Annotated in this window: 12 protein-coding genes; 5 read left to right on the forward strand and 7 right to left on the reverse strand. The window is 60.0% G+C overall.

The annotated features are described in order from the left end of the window. Positions 1-53 precede the first annotated feature (53 nt). Together AB1J88_RS13505 and aqpZ are read left to right on the forward strand one after the other, a co-directional pair. Positions 54-1,886, forward strand: a complete 1,833-nt coding sequence (locus tag AB1J88_RS13505) for an ABC transporter ATP-binding protein (protein WP_047292369.1) — start codon at positions 54-56, stop codon at positions 1,884-1,886. 350 nt (positions 1,887-2,236) lie between these two features. After that, on the forward strand, positions 2,237-2,932 hold the full coding sequence (gene aqpZ, locus AB1J88_RS13510) for an aquaporin Z (RefSeq protein WP_041070268.1): 696 nt from the start codon (positions 2,237-2,239) through the stop codon (positions 2,930-2,932). Positions 2,933-3,026: 94 nt separating this feature from the next. Here the strand turns inward: aqpZ and AB1J88_RS13515 are convergent, their stop codons facing one another. Beyond that, positions 3,027-4,151, reverse strand: coding sequence for a GNAT family N-acetyltransferase (locus tag AB1J88_RS13515; protein WP_430291253.1), 1,125 nt, complete (start codon positions 4,149-4,151; stop codon positions 3,027-3,029). 278 nt (positions 4,152-4,429) lie between these two features. Here AB1J88_RS13515 and AB1J88_RS13520 point away from each other — a divergent pair, with 278 nt between their 5' ends. Then, the gene (locus AB1J88_RS13520; RefSeq protein ID WP_007966005.1) at positions 4,430-5,752 is read left to right on the forward strand and encodes a putative porin; all 1,323 of its coding nucleotides are present in this window, start codon (positions 4,430-4,432) and stop codon (positions 5,750-5,752) included. A 168-nt stretch (positions 5,753-5,920) separates the two neighbouring features. Here the strand turns inward: AB1J88_RS13520 and AB1J88_RS13525 are convergent, their stop codons facing one another. From AB1J88_RS13525 to aceK, 5 genes are all read right to left on the reverse strand, one after another. After that, positions 5,921-6,160 (reverse strand): anti-sigma factor family protein, encoded by a 240-nt coding sequence (locus AB1J88_RS13525; protein ID WP_222015977.1) that lies wholly within the window; start codon positions 6,158-6,160, stop codon positions 5,921-5,923. Further along, on the reverse strand, positions 6,154-6,768 hold the full coding sequence (locus tag AB1J88_RS13530; RefSeq protein ID WP_086791978.1) for an RNA polymerase sigma factor: 615 nt from the start codon (positions 6,766-6,768) through the stop codon (positions 6,154-6,156). The genes AB1J88_RS13525 and AB1J88_RS13530 overlap by 7 nt, the downstream gene beginning before the upstream one ends. Before the next feature lie 106 nt (positions 6,769-6,874). Next, positions 6,875-7,996, reverse strand: a complete 1,122-nt coding sequence (locus tag AB1J88_RS13535) for a beta-ketoacyl-ACP synthase III (RefSeq protein WP_041070278.1) — start codon at positions 7,994-7,996, stop codon at positions 6,875-6,877. A 319-nt stretch (positions 7,997-8,315) separates the two neighbouring features. After that, a complete protein-coding gene (gene hrpA / locus AB1J88_RS13540) occupies positions 8,316-12,227 on the reverse strand; it encodes an ATP-dependent RNA helicase HrpA (protein ID WP_430291254.1) in 3,912 nt (1,303 codons plus the stop codon). Between the two features lie 180 nt (positions 12,228-12,407). Continuing rightward, a complete protein-coding gene (gene aceK / locus AB1J88_RS13545; RefSeq protein ID WP_135295161.1) occupies positions 12,408-14,129 on the reverse strand; it encodes a bifunctional isocitrate dehydrogenase kinase/phosphatase in 1,722 nt (573 codons plus the stop codon). A 219-nt stretch (positions 14,130-14,348) separates the two neighbouring features. On the opposite strand from aceK, the gene AB1J88_RS13550 reads away from it, so the two are divergent. Then, complete coding sequence (locus AB1J88_RS13550; RefSeq protein ID WP_086791982.1) at positions 14,349-15,242, forward strand: DMT family transporter; 894 nt, start codon at positions 14,349-14,351, stop codon at positions 15,240-15,242. Positions 15,243-15,377: 135 nt separating this feature from the next. Here the strand turns inward: AB1J88_RS13550 and AB1J88_RS13555 are convergent, their stop codons facing one another. Next, positions 15,378-16,241 carry a DMT family transporter gene (locus AB1J88_RS13555; RefSeq protein WP_222015985.1) on the reverse strand — a complete coding sequence of 288 codons (864 nt, stop codon included), beginning with the start codon at positions 16,239-16,241 and terminating at the stop codon, positions 15,378-15,380. A gap of 473 nt (positions 16,242-16,714) precedes the next feature. Here AB1J88_RS13555 and AB1J88_RS13560 point away from each other — a divergent pair, with 473 nt between their 5' ends. After that, positions 16,715-17,239 carry a hypothetical protein gene (locus AB1J88_RS13560; protein WP_430291255.1) on the forward strand — a complete coding sequence of 175 codons (525 nt, stop codon included), beginning with the start codon at positions 16,715-16,717 and terminating at the stop codon, positions 17,237-17,239. The last annotated feature ends 166 nt before the right edge of the window (positions 17,240-17,405 follow it).

The raw sequence follows: 17,405 nt of genomic DNA on the forward strand, positions 1-17,405 counted from the left end.
ACCACGCCGCTCACACCGATAAAAGGAGAGCCCGGCCTCCGGGCGGTTATCTGATGCTCTATCGCCGTTTCGAACAACTGATCGACATATTCCGCGACGCTCCGACGGCGGCTCCGCCCAATCGCGTGCTGCCCTTCTATACCTATTACCTGAAACAAGTCTGGCCGAGCTTTGCCGCTCTGTTGGTGGTCGGCCTGTTTGCTGCGTTGATCGAAGTGGCGCTGTTCAGTTACCTGAGCCGCATCATCGACCTGGCCCAAGGCACGCCCAACCCGAATTTCTTCAGCGACCACGCCCTCGAACTGACGTGGATGGTGGTGGTTGCGCTGGTACTGCGGCCGATCTTTTTCGGCCTGCACGACCTGCTGGTGCACCAGACCCTGAGCCCGGGGATGACCAGCATGATCCGCTGGCAGAATCACAGCTATGTGCTCAAACAGAGCCTGAATTTCTTCCAGAACGACTTCGCCGGGCGCATCGCCCAACGCATCATGCAGACCGGCAACTCGCTGCGTGACTCCGCCGTGCAAGCGGTCGACGCGTTGTGGCATGTGGTGATCTACGCGATCAGTTCGCTGGTGCTGTTCGCCGAAGCCGACTGGCGCCTGATGATCCCGCTGCTGACGTGGATCGCCGCCTATATCGGCGCCCTGTATTACTTCGTGCCACGGGTCAAGGATCGCTCGGTGGAGGCCTCCGATGCGCGCTCGAAACTGATGGGGCGGATCGTCGACGGCTACACCAACATCGCCACACTGAAGCTGTTTGCCCACACCAACTTTGAACAGCATTACGCCAGGGAAGCCATTGAGGAACAGACGGTCAAGGCGCAGATGGCCGGCCGCGTGGTGACCAGCATGGACGTGGCAATCACCGCCATGAACGGCCTGCTGATCGTCGGCACCACCGCGCTGGCGCTGTGGCTGTGGACGCAGTCGTTGATCACGGTCGGCGCTATCGCGCTGGCTACGGGTCTGGTGATTCGCATCGTCAACATGTCCGGCTGGATCATGTGGGTGGTCACCGGCATCTTCGAAAACATCGGCATGGTCCAGGACGGTCTGCAGACCATTTCGCAACCGGTCAGCGTCACTGATCGCGAACAGGCCAAACCACTGGCGGTGGCCCGTGGCGAAGTGCGTTTCGAGCATGTGGATTTTCACTACGGCAAGAAGAAAGGCATCATTGGCGACCTCAACCTGACCATCAAACCGGGCGAGAAAATCGGCTTGATCGGGCCGTCCGGCGCCGGCAAATCGACATTGGTCAACCTGCTGCTGCGCCTGTACGACGTCGAGGGCGGACGGATCCTGATCGATGGGCAGAACATCGCCGAAGTCGGCCAGGAAAGCCTTCGCGCACGGATCGGCATGATCACGCAGGACACCTCCCTGCTACACCGCTCGATCCGCGACAACTTGCTGTACGGCAAGCCTGACGCCACCGACGCCGAACTCTGGGATGCGGTGCACAAGGCTCGCGCCGACGAGTTCATTCCGTTGCTGTCGGACGCCGAGGGCCGCACCGGTTTCGATGCGCACGTCGGCGAGCGCGGGGTGAAACTGTCCGGCGGCCAGCGCCAGCGCATCGCGATTGCCCGGGTGCTGCTCAAGGACGCGCCGATCCTGATCATGGACGAAGCGACCTCGGCACTCGACTCGGAGGTCGAAGCGGCGATTCAGGAAAGCCTGGAAACCCTGATGCAAGGCAAAACCGTGATCGCCATCGCTCACCGCCTCTCGACCATCGCCCGCATGGATCGGCTGGTGGTGCTGGAAAACGGCAAGATCGCCGAGAGCGGCACCCACGCCGAACTGCTGGCGCATCGCGGGTTGTATGCGCGGTTGTGGGCGCACCAGACCGGAGGATTTGTCGGCATCGATTGATCACAAAAAATCTGACTTTGTGAACTTTTGTGGCGAGGGAGCTTGCTCCCGCTCGACTGCGCAGCAGGCGCAAAGCCCGCCAACTGTGCGAGTCTGACACTACCGGTGCAGATAGTTTTGGGACAGCTTCGCTGTCCAGCGGGAGCAAGCTCCCTCGCCACACAATGTTTGTCCGCCAAAAAACCGCCCCAGCCCGCCAACCACGGGCTCTGGCGGTTTTTTCATGGCTGCTGGCAATCCATCCAAAGCCTGCTGTACTCAGCCAAGGCTCCAGCAGGGAGCCTGTCGTAAATCTGCAAGGAAGCACAACTCGATACAGTCTCGATAGCACGCCTATCAAGGACTCTCTCATGTCTCTGTTCAAACGTTCAGTCACTGAGTTGTTGGGTACGTTCTGGCTGGTTCTGGGTGGATGCGGCAGTGCAGTGCTCGCTGCGTCTTCGCCCTTGGGCATTGGAGTGCTGGGGGTGGCCCTGGCGTTTGGTCTGACGGTGCTGACCATGGCGTTCGCCATTGGCCACATCAGCGGATGTCATCTCAACCCGGCCGTCTCGGTCGGTCTGTTCGTTGGCGGCCGGTTTCCGGCCAAAGAGTTGCCCGCCTATATCATCGCACAGGTGCTCGGCGCGATTCTCGCCGCGGCGCTGATTGCGCACATTGCCAGCGGCAAGGAGGGTTTCGATATTGCCGCAGGTCTGGCCTCCAACGGGTATGGCGAGCACTCACCGGGCAAATACTCGATGGCCGCAGGCTTTGTCACCGAACTGGTGATGACCGCCATGTTCGTGATCATCATCCTCGGCGCTACCGACAAACGCGCTCCGGCGGGCCTTGCACCGATCGCCATCGGCCTGGGTCTGACGTTGATTCACCTGATCTCGATCCCGGTCACCAACACCTCGGTCAACCCGGCGCGCAGCACTGGGCCGGCGCTGATGGTCGGCGGCTGGGCGATCGCGCAGTTGTGGATGTTCTGGGTCGCGCCGCTGCTGGGCGCGGTGGTGGGCGGCGGAATCTATCGCTGGCTGGGTAAAGAGGAATCCTGAAACCACCACCTCCCCTGTAGGAGCTGCCGGAGGTTGCGATCTTTTGACTTTTAAAGAGCAAAAGATCGCAGCCTCCGGCAGCTCCTACAGGGATCTAGGCTTGGCGGTAGGGCAAGGCTGATCTGGCTTCCTCGGCGTACGCAAGGACGCCAGCGCGCTCTTGCTGCAGAAAATCCTTCACCGCCGCTTTCAACCCGGGATGGCGCAGGTAGTGCCACGAGTGGGTGATGACCGGTTCAAAACCGCGAATCAGTTTATGTTCCCCCTGGGCCCCCGCATCGAAGCGCTGATACCCCTGGGCGATCGCGTAATCCATGCCCTGATAGAAACACGTCTCGAAATGCAGCCGGTCAAACTCGGCCAGACATCCCCAATAGCGTCCATAGAAGCTGTCACCCCCGACCAGACTGAAGGCCATCGCCACCGGCCGTGAACCCTGTCTGGCGAAGACCACCCGAATCGCCTCCGGCATCCGCGCAGCCAGCAGACTGAAAAACTCGCGCGTCAGGTACGGCGCCTGGCGGCGCACGGCGTAGGTGTTGGCATAGCAGGCGTAGACAAAATCCCATTGCGATTCATCCAGCTCACGCCCTTCCAGCCATTCGAATTCGAAGCCCTGCCCCGCCACTTGCTCGCGCTCTTTACGCATTTGCTTGCGCTTGCGCGAACTGAGCGCGTCGAGAAAATCCTGGAAGTCCCGATAACCGCGATTCTGCCAGTGATACTGACAGCCGATACGTTGCAGCCAGCCCGGTTGCTCGGCTATGGCGGCGTCGGTGAACGGGTCGGTGAAATTGATGTGTGCGCTGGAAAGTTCTTCGATTTCCAGATAACCCGGCAGGCTCTTGAGCAGTTCGAATCCGTCCTCGACATTCGCCGCCAGCAAGCGCGGGCCACTGACCGGACTGAACGGCACCGCTGTCAGCAGCTTGGGGTAGTAATCGATCCCGGCACGGGCGCAGGCATCGGCCCAACCGTGATCAAAGACGTACTCGCCGTAGGAATGCCATTTGCGATAACTGGGCAGCGCGGCGATCAACCGATCGCTTTCAACATGCAGCAGATGCTCGGGTTGCCAGCCGGTGTGCGGGCCGACGCTGCCACTGTCTTCGAGTGTGCCGAGGAACGCATGGCGCAGAAACGGCTGGTTCTCGGGCACCAGCGCATCCCAGGTCGCGGGGGCGATTTCTGACAGGTTTTGCACACGTTGCAACGGCATCAACTGGCTCTCCACATCTTGGCGTCAAAGCCCCGCGAGTATCGCTGATCAGCTTCCATTGCACACGCTCATTCGGGCGACAGTGCTCTGGCTCAAGAGTTCACGAAGACTTTGCATCGTCATCGACATGACATCACTTAGCCACTGCTCTGTCATAAACCATCGCGATACTCGCTCCTGTTTTTAGAGCGCCGGGTTCTACCCGGACACTGTTTTCCGACGTGCGCGTCGGTGTGCCCAGGATGGTTCAGCCATCCCTCTCATCTTCGGAGATTGCTATGCGTCTTGCTTCCACGAAAACTGCGGCGGCCCTGTGCGGTGGCCTGTTGCTGGCCATGAGCGTTCCGGCCAGTGCTGCAGTCGACGCCAAACTGCTCGACATGCTCAAGGCTAACGGTTCCATTTCCCAGGCGCAGTACATTGAACTGCAAACTGAACTGGCCAAGGATCAGAAGGCTCAGCAAATCGCGCAGCAGGCGCAGCAAGAGACCAACGAGCAAATCGCGGCAACCGCGAAGAAAACCAATGAGCTGAGCTCCTTCGACCAGAAACTTGCCTGGGCCGCCAAGACCCAGTTCAAGGGTGATGTGCGTATCCGTCAGGAGACCGTCAAGATCGACGGTGAATCCAACAACGGTGGTCGCGACAAGGATCGCCAGCGTATCCGTGCCCGCCTCGGCGCCTACACCGAGATCAACCCGCAAGTCGACACCGGTATCCGTATTGCCACCGGCGGCGGTGACGATGCCCGTTCGACCAACCAGGACATGGACAACTACTTCGACAAGAAGCAGATCTGGCTCGATCTGGGTTACATCGACTACCACCCCGATGCCATCAAGAACCTGCACGTGATCGGCGGCAAGATGCTGCAACCGTGGGTCAGCATGGGCGATGTGATCTGGGACAGCGACATCAACCCGGAAGGTCTGGCCGTGACCTACAAATACCCGCTGGGCAGCAGCGCCGAACTGTTCGGCAGCCTGGGTAACTACACCCTCAAGGACAACGTCGACGGCGAAGGCGTGCAATTTCGCCACGACCTGCGCCTGACCGCTGGCCAGTTGGGCAGCCGCTTCGCGATCACCGACAACCTGAAACTGACCCTGGGCGGCAGCGTCTACGCCTACCAGAACGACGAGGACAGCCGTTGCACCGGGACGTCCACACCGTGCGCACTGTCGGTCAACGGCAACTCGGCCAACAACGAATTCCGTCTGTACGAGGGTTTCAGCCAGATCGATATCGGTGGTTTGCCAATGCCGCTGTCGTTCTACGGCCAGTACGTGAAGAACAACGATGCGGTGACCGATGCCGACACTGCGTGGCTGGTCGGCGCCAAGTCGAAAGTCTTCGGCCTGAACCTGGACTACAACTATCGTGACGTACAGCGTGACGCCGTGGTCGGCGCGTTCACCGACTCCGACTTCGCCAACGGCACCACCGGTTCGCGCGGCCACAAGTTCAAGGTCGGTTACGACATCGACAAGAACTTCGCCATCGGCGCCACCTACTTCCTGACCAAGGCCGACTTCTCCAGCCGTACCCAGCGTGACGCAGACACCAATACCCTGCAGCTGGACGCGGAAGCGAAGTTCTAAAAAGCGTCACCTGTAGCCTGACGCGGGCGGGACGATCCCCATCATCCGTTCGTTTCATCCGCGTCGGGCTATTTTTTGCAGGATGCAAAAAACATGTAGGAGCTGCCGAAGGCTGCGATCTTTTGATCCTTGAAAACAAGATCAAAAGATCGCAGCCTGCGGCAGCTCCTACAGGAGATTATCTTTGCGGCGTTGCTCGGCCAGGCGTTCGGCCAAAGCGTCAATACCCGCCTCGGTTTTCTCCGGCATCGCCTTCAACGTGGCCTGCATCAAACGCATCTGGCGAATGAAACGCCGGCAGTTAGGGCAGAACATCAGGTGATGGCGCACCAACAGTCTCTCGCGAAAGCTCAACTGGCCATCGAGGTAATCGCTGGAGCGCGCTACTTGTTCCTTGCAGGTCAGCATTCGCCGGTCTCCTCAAAATGCTCCACCGTGGCGAAGACTTTCAGCCGCGCACGATGCAGCAGCACACGGACATTGGAGAGCGAGATCTCCAGAAGATTACAGATCTCCTCCAGCTCCAGGCCCTGACGCTCGCGCAGCAGCAAAACACTGCTTTGCAGTTCCGACAGGCTGAGCAAGGTGTGCTCCAGGCAGTCGCGCAATTCGCTTTCCGTCAGCAAGGCTTCCGGCGTGTCCTGATGCCAGGCGAACGGCGCCACCAGCCAATGACCGTCACCGGGAGAAAAGCGATCATCGTCGATGGTGCCGTGGGGTGACGGCAGGTCATCCATCAAGACTTCGCGACGATTTTGTTTGTAGCGGCTCTTGGCCGAGTTGGCAGTGATGGTCAGCAGCCAGGTCTTGAGACTGGAACGGCCCTCGAAGCTACCGATGTGGCGCACCACCGAAAGCCAGGCGTCCTGCACCACTTCTTCGACATGGCGCTGGCCGACAATCGCGTAAGCCACGGCGCGCATGGCGCTCTGGTAGGTACTGACCAGTTCCTTGAAAGCTCTTTGCTCACCGGCCAACAGGCGTTCGAGCAGTTGGGTGTCGTCCGTTGCGGCCATGCGCGCCTCGTTTTCAGATGGTCGAAAGCAAAAGATCGCAGCCTGCGGCAGCTCCTACAGAGATTAGTGTAGGAGCTGCCGCAGGCTGCGATCTTTTCAGGCGCACTCAGCGCTTGCGCAGAATCACGCTGCCGATCGAGTAACCGGCGCCGAACGAGCTCAGCACGGCCAGCGAACCGGCGGCCAGATCGTCCTGATATTTGTGGAAGGCAATCACCGAGCCGGCAGAGCTGGTGTTGGCGTAGGTGTCGAGAATCACCGGGGCTTCTTCTTCGGTGGCTTCACGACCCAGCAGCTTGCGCACGATCAGGTGGTTCATGCTCAGGTTGGCCTGGTGCAGCCAGAAGCGCTTGACGTCGCCGACGTTGAGTTTGTTCTCTTCCAGATGCTCACCGATCAGTTCGGCAACCATCGGGCAGACATCCTTGAACACCTTGCGGCCTTCCTGCACGAACAGTTTGTCACGGGCACCGATGCCCTCTTCCGCGGCGCGATTGAGGAAACCGAAGTTGTTGCGAATGTTGTTAGAGAACTTGGTCAGCAGTTTGGTGCTGACCACGTCGAACTGGTACTTGGAGGTCGCCAGGTCAGCGCGTTCGATGATGACTGCCGTCGCGGCGTCGCCGAAGATGAAGTGGCTGTCGCGGTCGCGGAAGTTCAGGTGACCGGTGCAGACTTCAGGGTTGACCATCAGGATCGCCCGGGCCTGACCCAGTTGCACGCTGTTGGCCGCAGCCTGAATGCCGAAAGTCGCCGAGGAGCAGGCCACGTTCATGTCGAAACCGAAGCCCTGAATGCCCAGTGCTTCCTGGACTTCGATGGCGATGGCCGGGTAGGCGCGCTGCAGATTGGAGCAGGCGACGATCACGCCGTCGATGTCGGCGGCGGTCTTGCCGGCACGTTGCAACGCCTGTTCGGCGGCGCCGATGGCCATCTGGCAGAGGACCGACCATTCGTCGTTGGAACGCTCCGGCAGACGCGGGGCCATGCGTCGCGGATCGAGAATGCCATCCTTGTCCATGACAAAGCGGCTCTTGATGCCAGAGGCCTTTTCGATGAACGCGGCGCTGGATTCAGTCAGCGCCTGGACTTCACCGCGGGCGATGGCATCGGCGTTGTCGGCGTTGAACTGCGCGACGTAGGTATTGAAAGACTGCACCAGCTCTTCGTTGGAAATGCTGTTGGCCGGGGTGTACAGGCCGGTGCCGCTGATGACGACGTTATGCATGGTCGTTTCTCTAATCTGTTCAGGCAGAAAGCGCTGGCACCGACGTACCAACACACAAAGGGTCTGTTCCCGTCCGGGGACGCTGACCTGGCATCGCTTTATTCCGCCACGTGACCCGGCCGAAGGCTCTGGGTCACGAAACCGGCGTTTATGGTCGCGAAGTTTGCCATAAACCCAAGGTTTTGGCGCCTCTCCCGCTAAACGCACTCCCTGTAGGAGCTGCCGAAGGCTGCGATCTTTTGATCTTGATCCTTTAAAAAGCAAAATCAAAAGATCGCAGCCTTCGGCAGCTCCTACAAAGTCCTTGCCTGTCGCGGGTTCAAGCCTCGACCTGACTCCACTGCTTGCTCAGCCGCTTGTCCGAGATCGGCACTTTCGTTCCCAACTGCTGGGCGAACAGCGACACCCGGTATTCCTCCAGCCACCAGCGGTACAACTCCAGCTGCGGATCGCGCTTGCCTTCCTGGGCATGTTTCGCCGCGCGGGTCTGGTATTGCACCCAGAGGCCGGCCAGTTCACCGCTCCAGACGCGATCCTTCTGTACTTGCGCACCGAGTTTCTCGAAACGCTGCTCGACCGCCTTCAGATAGCGCGGCAGCTCCTTGAGCCATTGCATCGGCGTTTCCCGGACAAACCCCGGATACACCAGATGGCTGATTTGCTGCTTGATGTCATTCAGCGCCACAGCCTGAGCCAGATCGATCTTGCCCTTGAAGCGTTTTTGCAGGCCGTGCCACAGCTTGAGGATCTCCAGCGTCAACCGTGCCACGCGCTCGGCGTGTTCGGTCCAGCTGCCGCGTTTGCGTTCAGCCAATGCCGCCAGCCCGGCACCGTCACGGGGTAACGGGTCTTCGCCTTCCAGAATGCAGCTGTCGAGACTGGCCAGCAGAATGTCTTCGACCAGCGCATCCACTCGGCCCAACTCGCGATAGAGCAGGCCCAACTCGGTGATGCCCGGCAGTTTGCTGCGCAGGAACTTCGCCGGTTCCGCCAGTTGCTGCAGCAGCAGCCGCTGCAAGGCGCGGCGATGCTGGAATTCGGCTTCGGCCGGGGTCGAAAACCGCCCTTCCTTGACCGTGCCGCCCTCTTCCACCAGCGCCGGATACACCGTCATCGACAGGCCGGCAATCTTCTGCTGAGTCTTTTCCGCCACCGGGGCGAAGACCTTGGCCTCCACCGGTTGCTGACTTTTCGCACTCTGCGGCACGGCCAAAGCCGCCTGGCTGGCTTCGGCAAAACGCGCGGTCAGCTCGGCCAGGTCGCGGCCCTCGCCGAGGAACTTGCCCTGGCCGTCGACGATTTCCAGGTTCATCCGCAGATGGCTTTCGACCTGCTGCGCGGCTTCCGCCCATGCTTCATCGCTGACGCGCGCACCGGTCATGCGCAGCAACTCGCGACCGAGCGCTTGCGGCAATGAGCCTTCAGCGAAGGTCATGCGCTGCAACGCCGCCTTGATGAAATCCGGCACCGGCACGAAGTTCTTGCGCAAGGCTTTCGGCAGATTGCGCACCAGCGCAATGCACTTGGCCTCGATCAGCCCCGGCACCAGCCATTCCAGACGTTCCGGTGGCAGCATCGGCAGCAGCGGTGCCGGCACGCGCAGGGTCACGCCGTCGCGCGGGTGATTGGGTTCGAAGTGATAACTGAGCGCCAGTTCCAGATCGCCGATGTGCAGCGTGTCTGGATAGTCGCGCGCGGTGACTTCGCTGGCCTCGCGGGCCAGCACGTCCTCTTCGCGCATGATCAGCAGCTGTGGGTTCTTCTGGCTGTTGACCCGATACCAACTGTCGAAGGTCGCGGTCTGGTGAATCTCCGCCGGCAACCGCGCATCGTAGAACGCGTACAGGGTCTCTTCGTCAGCGAGAATGTCGCGGCGCCGGGCCTTGGCTTCCAGTTCGTCGAGCTGTTCGAGCAATTGTTTGTTGGCGCTCAGGCATTTGGCTTTCGACTGAATCTCGCCACGCACTAGACCTTCACGGATAAACAGCTCACGCGACACCACCGGATCCACCGGGCCGTAATGCACAGGACGGCGACCGACCACGATCAGCCCGAACAGGGTGATCTGCTCGTAGGCCACGACCTGGCCGCGCTTCTTCTCCCAGTGCGGTTCGAAGTGGTTTTTCTTGATCAGGTGCCCGGCCAGCGGCTCGATCCAGTCGGCGTCGATCTTGGCGACCATGCGCGCATAGAGCTTGGTGGTTTCCACCAGTTCGGCGGTCATCAACCACTGCGGGCGCTTCTTGCCGATGCCCGACGACGGGTGAATCCAGAAGCGCCGTTGCCGGGCACCGAGGTAATCGCCGTCTTCGGTTTTCTGGCCGATCTGACTGAGCAGGCCGACCAGCACCGCTTTGTGCAGTTTCGGGTAATCCGCCGGTTCCTTGTTGAGGCTCAACTGCATGTCGCGGCAGATCAGACTCAACTGGCGATGGGAATCACGCCACTCGCGCAGACGCAGGTAGTTGAGGAAATTCTTCCGGCACCAGTTGCGCAGCGGACTGGCGGTCAGCGTCTGACGCTGCTCTTCAAAACCGCGCCACAGATTGACCAGTCCGGCGAAGTCCGAATCGCTGTCTTTCCATTGTGCGTGGGCCTGATCGGCTGCTTGCTGACGCTCCGGCGGACGCTCGCGCGGGTCCTGAATCGATATGGCGCTGGCGACGATCAGCACTTCCTGCAAGCTGCCGAGTTTTGCCGCTTCCAGCAGCATGCGGCCCATGCGCGGGTCCACCGGCAGGCGCGCCAACTGGCGCCCGAGCGGGGTCAGCTGACTGTTGCGATCCACCGCCGAGAGTTCTTGCAGCAGGTTGAAACCGTCGCTGATCGCCTTGCCGTCCGGCGGCTCGATGAACGGGAACGCGGTGATCTCACCGAGGCGCAGGTGCAGCATCTGCAGGATCACGGCGGCAAGGTTGGTGCGCAGAATTTCCGGGTCAGTGAATTCCGGGCGACCGAGGAAATCTTCCTCGCTGTACAGCCGCACGCAAATCCCTGGTTCAACCCGGCCGCAACGACCTTTACGCTGATTGGCACTGGCCTGGGAAATCGCTTCGATCGGCAGGCGCTGCACCTTGGCGCGATAGCTGTAGCGGCTGATGCGTGCGGTGCCGCTGTCGATAACGTAACGGATGCCCGGCACGGTCAACGAGGTCTCAGCGACGTTGGTCGCCAGCACCACGCGCCGCCCCGGATGCGACTGGAAAATCCGCTGCTGTTCAGCCGGCGACAGGCGCGCGTACAGCGGCAGGATTTCCGTGTGTTTGAGCTGGGCCTTGCGCAGCATGTCGGCAGCGTCGCGAATCTCGCGTTCGCCGGGCAGGAACACCAGCACATCGCCGGGACTGCGGCGTTCGCTGCGTTCGTAGGCGGCGATCTCATCGAGGGTGGCGAGGATTGCTTGATCCACGGTCAGGTCGTCTTCGACGCGGTTGCCTTCTTCATCCTGCTCAAGCGTCAGCGGGCGATACCAGGTTTCAACCGGGAAGGTGCGGCCGGACACCTCGACAATCGGCGCGTCATCGAAATGCTTGGAGAAGCGCTCCAGATCGATGGTCGCCGAAGTGATGATGACCTTCAGATCCGGGCGACGCGGCAGCAGGGTTTTCAGGTAACCGAGCAGGAAATCGATGTTCAGGCTGCGTTCGTGGGCTTCGTCGACGATGATCGTGTCGTAGCGTTCGAGGTAGCGATCGTTCTGGGTTTCCGCCAGCAGGATGCCGTCGGTCATCAGTTTGATCAGGGTGTTGGCATCGCTTTGATCCTCGAAGCGCACCTGATAGCCGACCAGCGCGCCCAGTGGCGTACCGAGTTCTTCAGCGACCCGACTGGCCACACTGCGTGCCGCGATTCGGCGCGGCTGGGTGTGGCCGATCAAGCCATGCTGACCGCGACCGATTTCAAGACAGATTTTCGGCAACTGGGTGGTTTTACCCGAACCGGTTTCGCCGGCGATGATCAGGACCTGATGCTTCTCCAGCGCAGCCTTGATCTCATCGCGCTTGGCGGCGATTGGCAGGCTGTCGTCGTAACGAATCACCGGCAGGCTGGCACGGCGCGCCAGCACCTGATCACTGGACGCCTGCAGGCGCGTCACCCACTGGGCCAGTTTGGCCTCGTCGGGTTTCTTGCGCAGCTCGAGCAACTGCCGCCGCAGCCGATGACGGTCGGCGAGCATGGCGTGATCAAGGTTTTTCAGCAGTTTGTCGATGGAGGGCGATTCGTCGGTCATCGGGTACGCAATTCGGTCGTCTATATGTGCAGGGGGCCGATTGTCGCAGATTTGCTCTCGATTGACCTGCTTCCCCTGTAGGAGCTGCCGCAGGCTGCGATCTTTTGATCTTGTTTTTAAAAATCAAAGTCAAAAGATCGCAGCCTGCGGCAGCTCCTACAGGATTGAGGTGACAACGGGTTATTCGTTATCCAGTCCTTTGCGGCGGTAAGGGAACACGTCGATGACTTTGCCGGCGCGAATCGCCTCCTGCAGACCCTTCCAGTAATCGGCGTTGTACAGCTCGCCGTGCAGTTGATCGAACAGTTTGCGCTGCCCGGCATCGGCGAACAGGAACGGCGGAAACTCTTCCGGGAACACATCCAGCGGCCCGATCGAATACCACGGCTCGGAAGCCATTTCGTCCTCGGGGGTGCGCGGCGCGGGGATGTGGCGAAAGTTGGCTTCGGTCAGGAAACAAATCTCGTCGTAATCGTAAAACACCACCCGCCCGTGACGGGTGACGCCGAAGTTCTTCAGCAACATGTCGCCGGGGAAGATGTTGGCCGCCGCCAGTTGCTTGATCGCCAGCCCGTAATCCTCCAGCGCCTCGCGTACCTGCGCTTCGTTGGCGTTGTCCAGATAGAGGTTGAGCGGGGTCATGCGGCGCTCGGTCCAGCAGTGGCGGATCAGCACCGTGTCGCCTTCGACCGAGACCGTCGACGGCGCGACTTCCAGCAGTTCTTCCAGGCACGCCGGATCGAACTTGCTCAGTGGAAAACGGAAGTCGGCAAATTCCTGGGTATCGGCCATGCGCCCGACGCGGTCGACACTTTTCACCAATCGGTATTTTTCGATCACCGTCGCCCGGTCGACGTTTTTCGACGGCGAGAAACGGTCCTTGATGATCTTGAACACGGTGTTGAAGCCCGGCAGGGTGAATACGCTCATGACCATGCCACGCACGCCCGGCGCCATGATGAACTGATCGTCGGTGTTGGCCAGGTGATTGATCAGCGCGCGGTAGAACTCGGACTTGCCGTGTTTGTAGAAGCCGATCGAGGTGTACAGCTCGGCGATGTGCTTGCCCGGCAGAATGCGCCGCAGGAAACCGATGAACTCGGCCGGCACCGGCACATCGACCATGAAATACGAACGGGTGAAAGAGAAGATGATCGACACATCGGCTTCGTCGGTGATCAGCGCGTCGATCTGAATCCCGCGGCCTTCGCGGTGCAGCAGCGGAATCACCAGCGGCCACTGCTCGTCGCGGGTGTAGATGCGCCCGACCAGATAGGCGCCTTTGTTGCGGTACAGCACCGAGGAAAACAGCTCGACGCTCAGCTCCGGATCCTTGCACACCCAGTCCGGCAAATTCTCGCGCAGTTGCGCTTCGAGGCGCTGCAGATCGCCGGGCAGATCGGCGTAATCCTCGCTGAAACGGTAGTCGGCAAAGATGCTCGCAAGCATCGACGACAACTGGCCCTGCGGCTTGTAGGTGCGGGTTTGCGCAGCCCGGGCGCGGCGCAGGCTCGGCCGGGTGGTGTGGATGAACATGCAGCCGTCGCTGATCAGGTCGTGGCTGAACAGCCCGCAGAAGATCGAGTTGTACCAGGTCTCGGACAGCTCATCGTCGAAGCGCAGGTCGATCACGCTGATGTAGGCGCTTTTCACCAACGGCCAGCTGCCGACATTCATCAACGTCTCGTCGTCGAAATGCTCGCGCAGGCGGGCGATGGTTTCGCCGACCTTTTCCTCGTAAAGATTGATCCGCGCTGCCGAGGCGGTCTGCGTTTCCTGCCAGCGCGCCTGCTCGAAGCGCTCGCGCGCACCGTCGGTGATCCGCCGGAAATGCTCGCGGTAATCGTCAAAGCCATCGAGGATCATGCGGGCGATGTCGGTGGCTGGCCATTGCTGCGGCATAGATGAGACCTCGGCGTGCAAGTGGAAATCTGTGCCTGAGCTTAGCCACGGAACCGGGTGCAGGTGAAGTGCAATTTCTGCCAAAACCGGAACGCCAGCGCACATCGCTGGCATTTTTCACCAGGCAACCCGCTGCAGCGAATTAAATGCCCGATTAGCGGTTGCCATCGCCGGGGCGCTCGGCAACACTCTCGTCCCGATCAAGGAAGGAGTGCCATCGTGAGCGCTGTCGATATTTTCCGCATGCTGTCGCTGGCCGCCATCTGGGGCGCGAGTTTCCTGTTCATGCGCATTATTGCGCCGGTCATCGGCACCATTCCGACTGCGTTCTTTCGGGTGTCGATAGCGGCCGTCGGGCTGCTGGTGATTCTCGGGTTGATGCGCATCAGCTGGGACTTCAAAGGCAAGCTTAAAACCGTGATGTTGCTGGGCGTGATCAATTCGGGGATTCCGGCAACGCTGTATTCGGTCGCGGCGCAGGTGTTGCCCGCCGGTTACTCGGCAATCTTTAACGCCACCACGCCGTTGATGGGCGTATTGATTGGCGGGCTGTTTTTCAGTGAAAAACTCACTGCCGCGAAGCTGACTGGGGTGTTTCTCGGCTTGTTCGGTGTCGGTGTGCTGACGCGTGCAGGGCCGGTGGCTTTCGATCTGCCATTGCTGATGGGCGCCCTCGCCTGCCTGCTTGCCACCACCTGCTACGGTTTCGCCGGATTTCTTACGCGACGCTGGCTGGATCACAGCGGTGGACTCGACAGTCGTCTCTCGGCGGTGGGCAGCATGCTCGGCGCTTCGCTGTTTCTGTTGCCGCTGTTCGGCTACAGCGTGATCACCGCCCCTCCGGCAAGCTGGGGTGGGTGGAACGTCTGGCTGTCGCTGCTGGGCCTGGGTCTGGGTTGCACGGCGTTCGCCTACATCATCTATTTCCGCTTGCTCAGTTCCATCGGCCCGGTCAAATCGATGACCGTCACCTTCATGATCCCGGCGTTCGGCGTGTTGTGGGGTGCGTTGCTGCTGGATGAGCCGCTGTCGATGGCTCACTTGTACGGCGGGGTGTTGATTGCGCTGGCGTTGTGGTTGGTGTTGAAGCCGGCTGTAGCTACAGCCCGCTGATTTGCGGCGTTGATAAGTCAGTCTTCGCGAGCAAGCCCGCTCCCACAGGAGGAATGCATTCCAATTGTGGGAGCGGGCTTGCCCGCGAAGAGGCCGGCCCAGACACTGAAAATGCCCGGGGCGGCCTGAAGGTTTTCAAGCAGTTCTACGGAACACAAACGCCAGCCCAACTATGATCAACAGCATCCCCAGCACACTCAGCGCCGCCAGACGATTGCCGAAAATCAGATAGTCCATCAGCGCCGTCACCGCTGGCACCAGATAGAACAGACTGGTGACGTTCACCAGGTTGCCCCGAGCGATCAGGCGGTACAGCAACAGCGTCGCCAGCACCGACACCACCAGCCCCATCCACAACACCGGCACGATGAAACCGGCGCTGTGCTCAAAGTGGAACGGTTGAAACGGCACAAATATCCCGCACAACAACAGTCCGGCCAGGTATTGCACCGGCAGCGTGCCGAGGGGATTGTCGGTGATGCGTTTCTGCATGATCGAACCCAGAGTCATGCTCGCCAGTGCAAGCAGGCCAAACAGCATGCCAGCCCAGGACATCCCCGCCAGACCGATGCCCTGGTAAACCACCATGATCAGCCCCGCCAAGCCCAGCGCCAGACCGAACATCCGGCTCGCCGAGCGCTGCCGCTCCATCAACACCACGGTGAGGATCGGCTGTACACCCATGATGGTCGCCATCACCCCCGGCGTGACTTTGGTGTTGAGCGCCAACAGATAAAAAATCTGATACGCGCCCAACAACACCAGGCCCGTTGCAATCGCAAACAGCATCGGCCTGCCGCCCTTGGGCAGCTTCAACTTGAGCAGCGGCGTCAACAGCAGCAGCCCGCACAGGGCGATCACAAAGCGAATCAATAGAAAAGCAAAGGGCGAGGCATGGGCCAGGCCCCATTTGGAGAAGATCGCACCACTGCTCCACAGCAGAACGAACAGGCTCGTGGACATCGCCGCGAGCGCGGATTGTTTCGAAAGGACAAACATGAATACCACCTGTAGTCAGGCAAATAGCCAACTCAGCCGAGGCTGAAATTCAGTAGGTGTTTCTGGCGGGCGCAGGGGGTCAGCAAAGAATGCCGATCAGCCCGAAACGCCAACGCCCGGCGGTGATACGACGACGCACACCGGCGTGCTACTGACAGGTGGAGGGTAATGACTGATCTGCCCAGGCTGCTGATTCCCGCACGGCACGACGCCAGCGTTGACCGCTGAATCGACTACCGCGTTGATGAGGGATGCAGGCATTGGGGCTGATCTTTTTTGAGGGGTTTGGAAAGTGAATCAGCTGATTCACGAGCGCCGACTATAACCAGCGTGGGACATGGATTGCAACGATTTGGACAAAGGGCCAGCAGGGACAGTTGGCGGCGAGGTGAATAGGCTGATGAGCAACGGATAGGACCATTGATGGGGAGACAGGGAATGCTCGGGATCACATGCCAAGGGAACGGACATATTTGCGGTATCAGGTCTATCGGTCAGAGGCGCGGAAGCAGGCTGCTATCGTTACCCTTCAACTACAGCTTCAGTTGGAACGCCATGGTCCGACTGCCATCGATTTGTCGAAAGTACGTTTCGAACCTATCGACCAACAAGCACTTCAGGCATCAACCCTCTGGAGAGACCCGCACTTTTGCTGGAATGAGGTCATTGAGTGGAAAGGTCGAGAGCCTTTATCTCTGGACATCGCTATCTGGTTTGAAGAGGAACTGTGCGGGCTGTGTTTCGCAAATCCAAATGCCAGCAAAAACAGAATACGAATTGTGCGCCTGGAGGGACGCCCCTACGAATCCCATCCGTTAAAAAGACGTATCGGGGCACTGGCGATGATTGTGATTGAACAATACGCCCAACTCATAGGCAGCAAGGTTCTCGAGATCCAAGAACCTTTGAAGGGCGCGATTTCACACTATCAAGAGCTTGGCTTCGGCTTCGACACTGGTGGCCGCCTTGTCAAAACCCTGGAGAACCTAGTATCGTGAAAACTGTTCAATTAACAATCAACACAGGAGGAGAAATGAGCAAATCAACAAAGAAGCCGTCCTCCAGAAAAGAGATACCTCCTCTCGGCAAAAAATCCGGTGAGATAACGCTCACTGCGAGTCAGAGGCGTCTGCTGCAGTTACTGATAAAGGGCACTGAAAGCGA

The sequence above is a fragment of the Pseudomonas sp. S8 genome (assembly GCF_050473925.1).
GTDB lineage: Bacteria > Pseudomonadota > Gammaproteobacteria > Pseudomonadales > Pseudomonadaceae > Aquipseudomonas > Aquipseudomonas parakoreensis.

What these genes read in the sequence shown, in the direction of transcription:
- AB1J88_RS13525 (WP_222015977.1), bottom strand. Translation starts at nt 6,160, where the DNA reads ATGCTGACCTGCAAGGAACAAGTAGCGCGCTCCAGCGATTACCTCGAT.
- AB1J88_RS13555 (WP_222015985.1), bottom strand. Translation starts at nt 16,241, where the DNA reads ATGTTTGTCCTTTCGAAACAATCCGCGCTCGCGGCGATGTCCACGAGC.
- hrpA (WP_430291254.1), bottom strand. Translation starts at nt 12,227, where the DNA reads ATGACCGACGAATCGCCCTCCATCGACAAACTGCTGAAAAACCTTGAT.
- aqpZ (WP_041070268.1), top strand. Translation starts at nt 2,237, where the DNA reads ATGTCTCTGTTCAAACGTTCAGTCACTGAGTTGTTGGGTACGTTCTGG.
- AB1J88_RS13535 (WP_041070278.1), bottom strand. Translation starts at nt 7,996, where the DNA reads ATGCATAACGTCGTCATCAGCGGCACCGGCCTGTACACCCCGGCCAAC.
- aceK (WP_135295161.1), bottom strand. Translation starts at nt 14,129, where the DNA reads ATGCCGCAGCAATGGCCAGCCACCGACATCGCCCGCATGATCCTCGAT.
- AB1J88_RS13520 (WP_007966005.1), top strand. Translation starts at nt 4,430, where the DNA reads ATGCGTCTTGCTTCCACGAAAACTGCGGCGGCCCTGTGCGGTGGCCTG.
- AB1J88_RS13530 (WP_086791978.1), bottom strand. Translation starts at nt 6,768, where the DNA reads ATGGCCGCAACGGACGACACCCAACTGCTCGAACGCCTGTTGGCCGGT.
- AB1J88_RS13505 (WP_047292369.1), top strand. Translation starts at nt 54, where the DNA reads ATGCTCTATCGCCGTTTCGAACAACTGATCGACATATTCCGCGACGCT.
- AB1J88_RS13515 (WP_430291253.1), bottom strand. Translation starts at nt 4,151, where the DNA reads ATGCCGTTGCAACGTGTGCAAAACCTGTCAGAAATCGCCCCCGCGACC.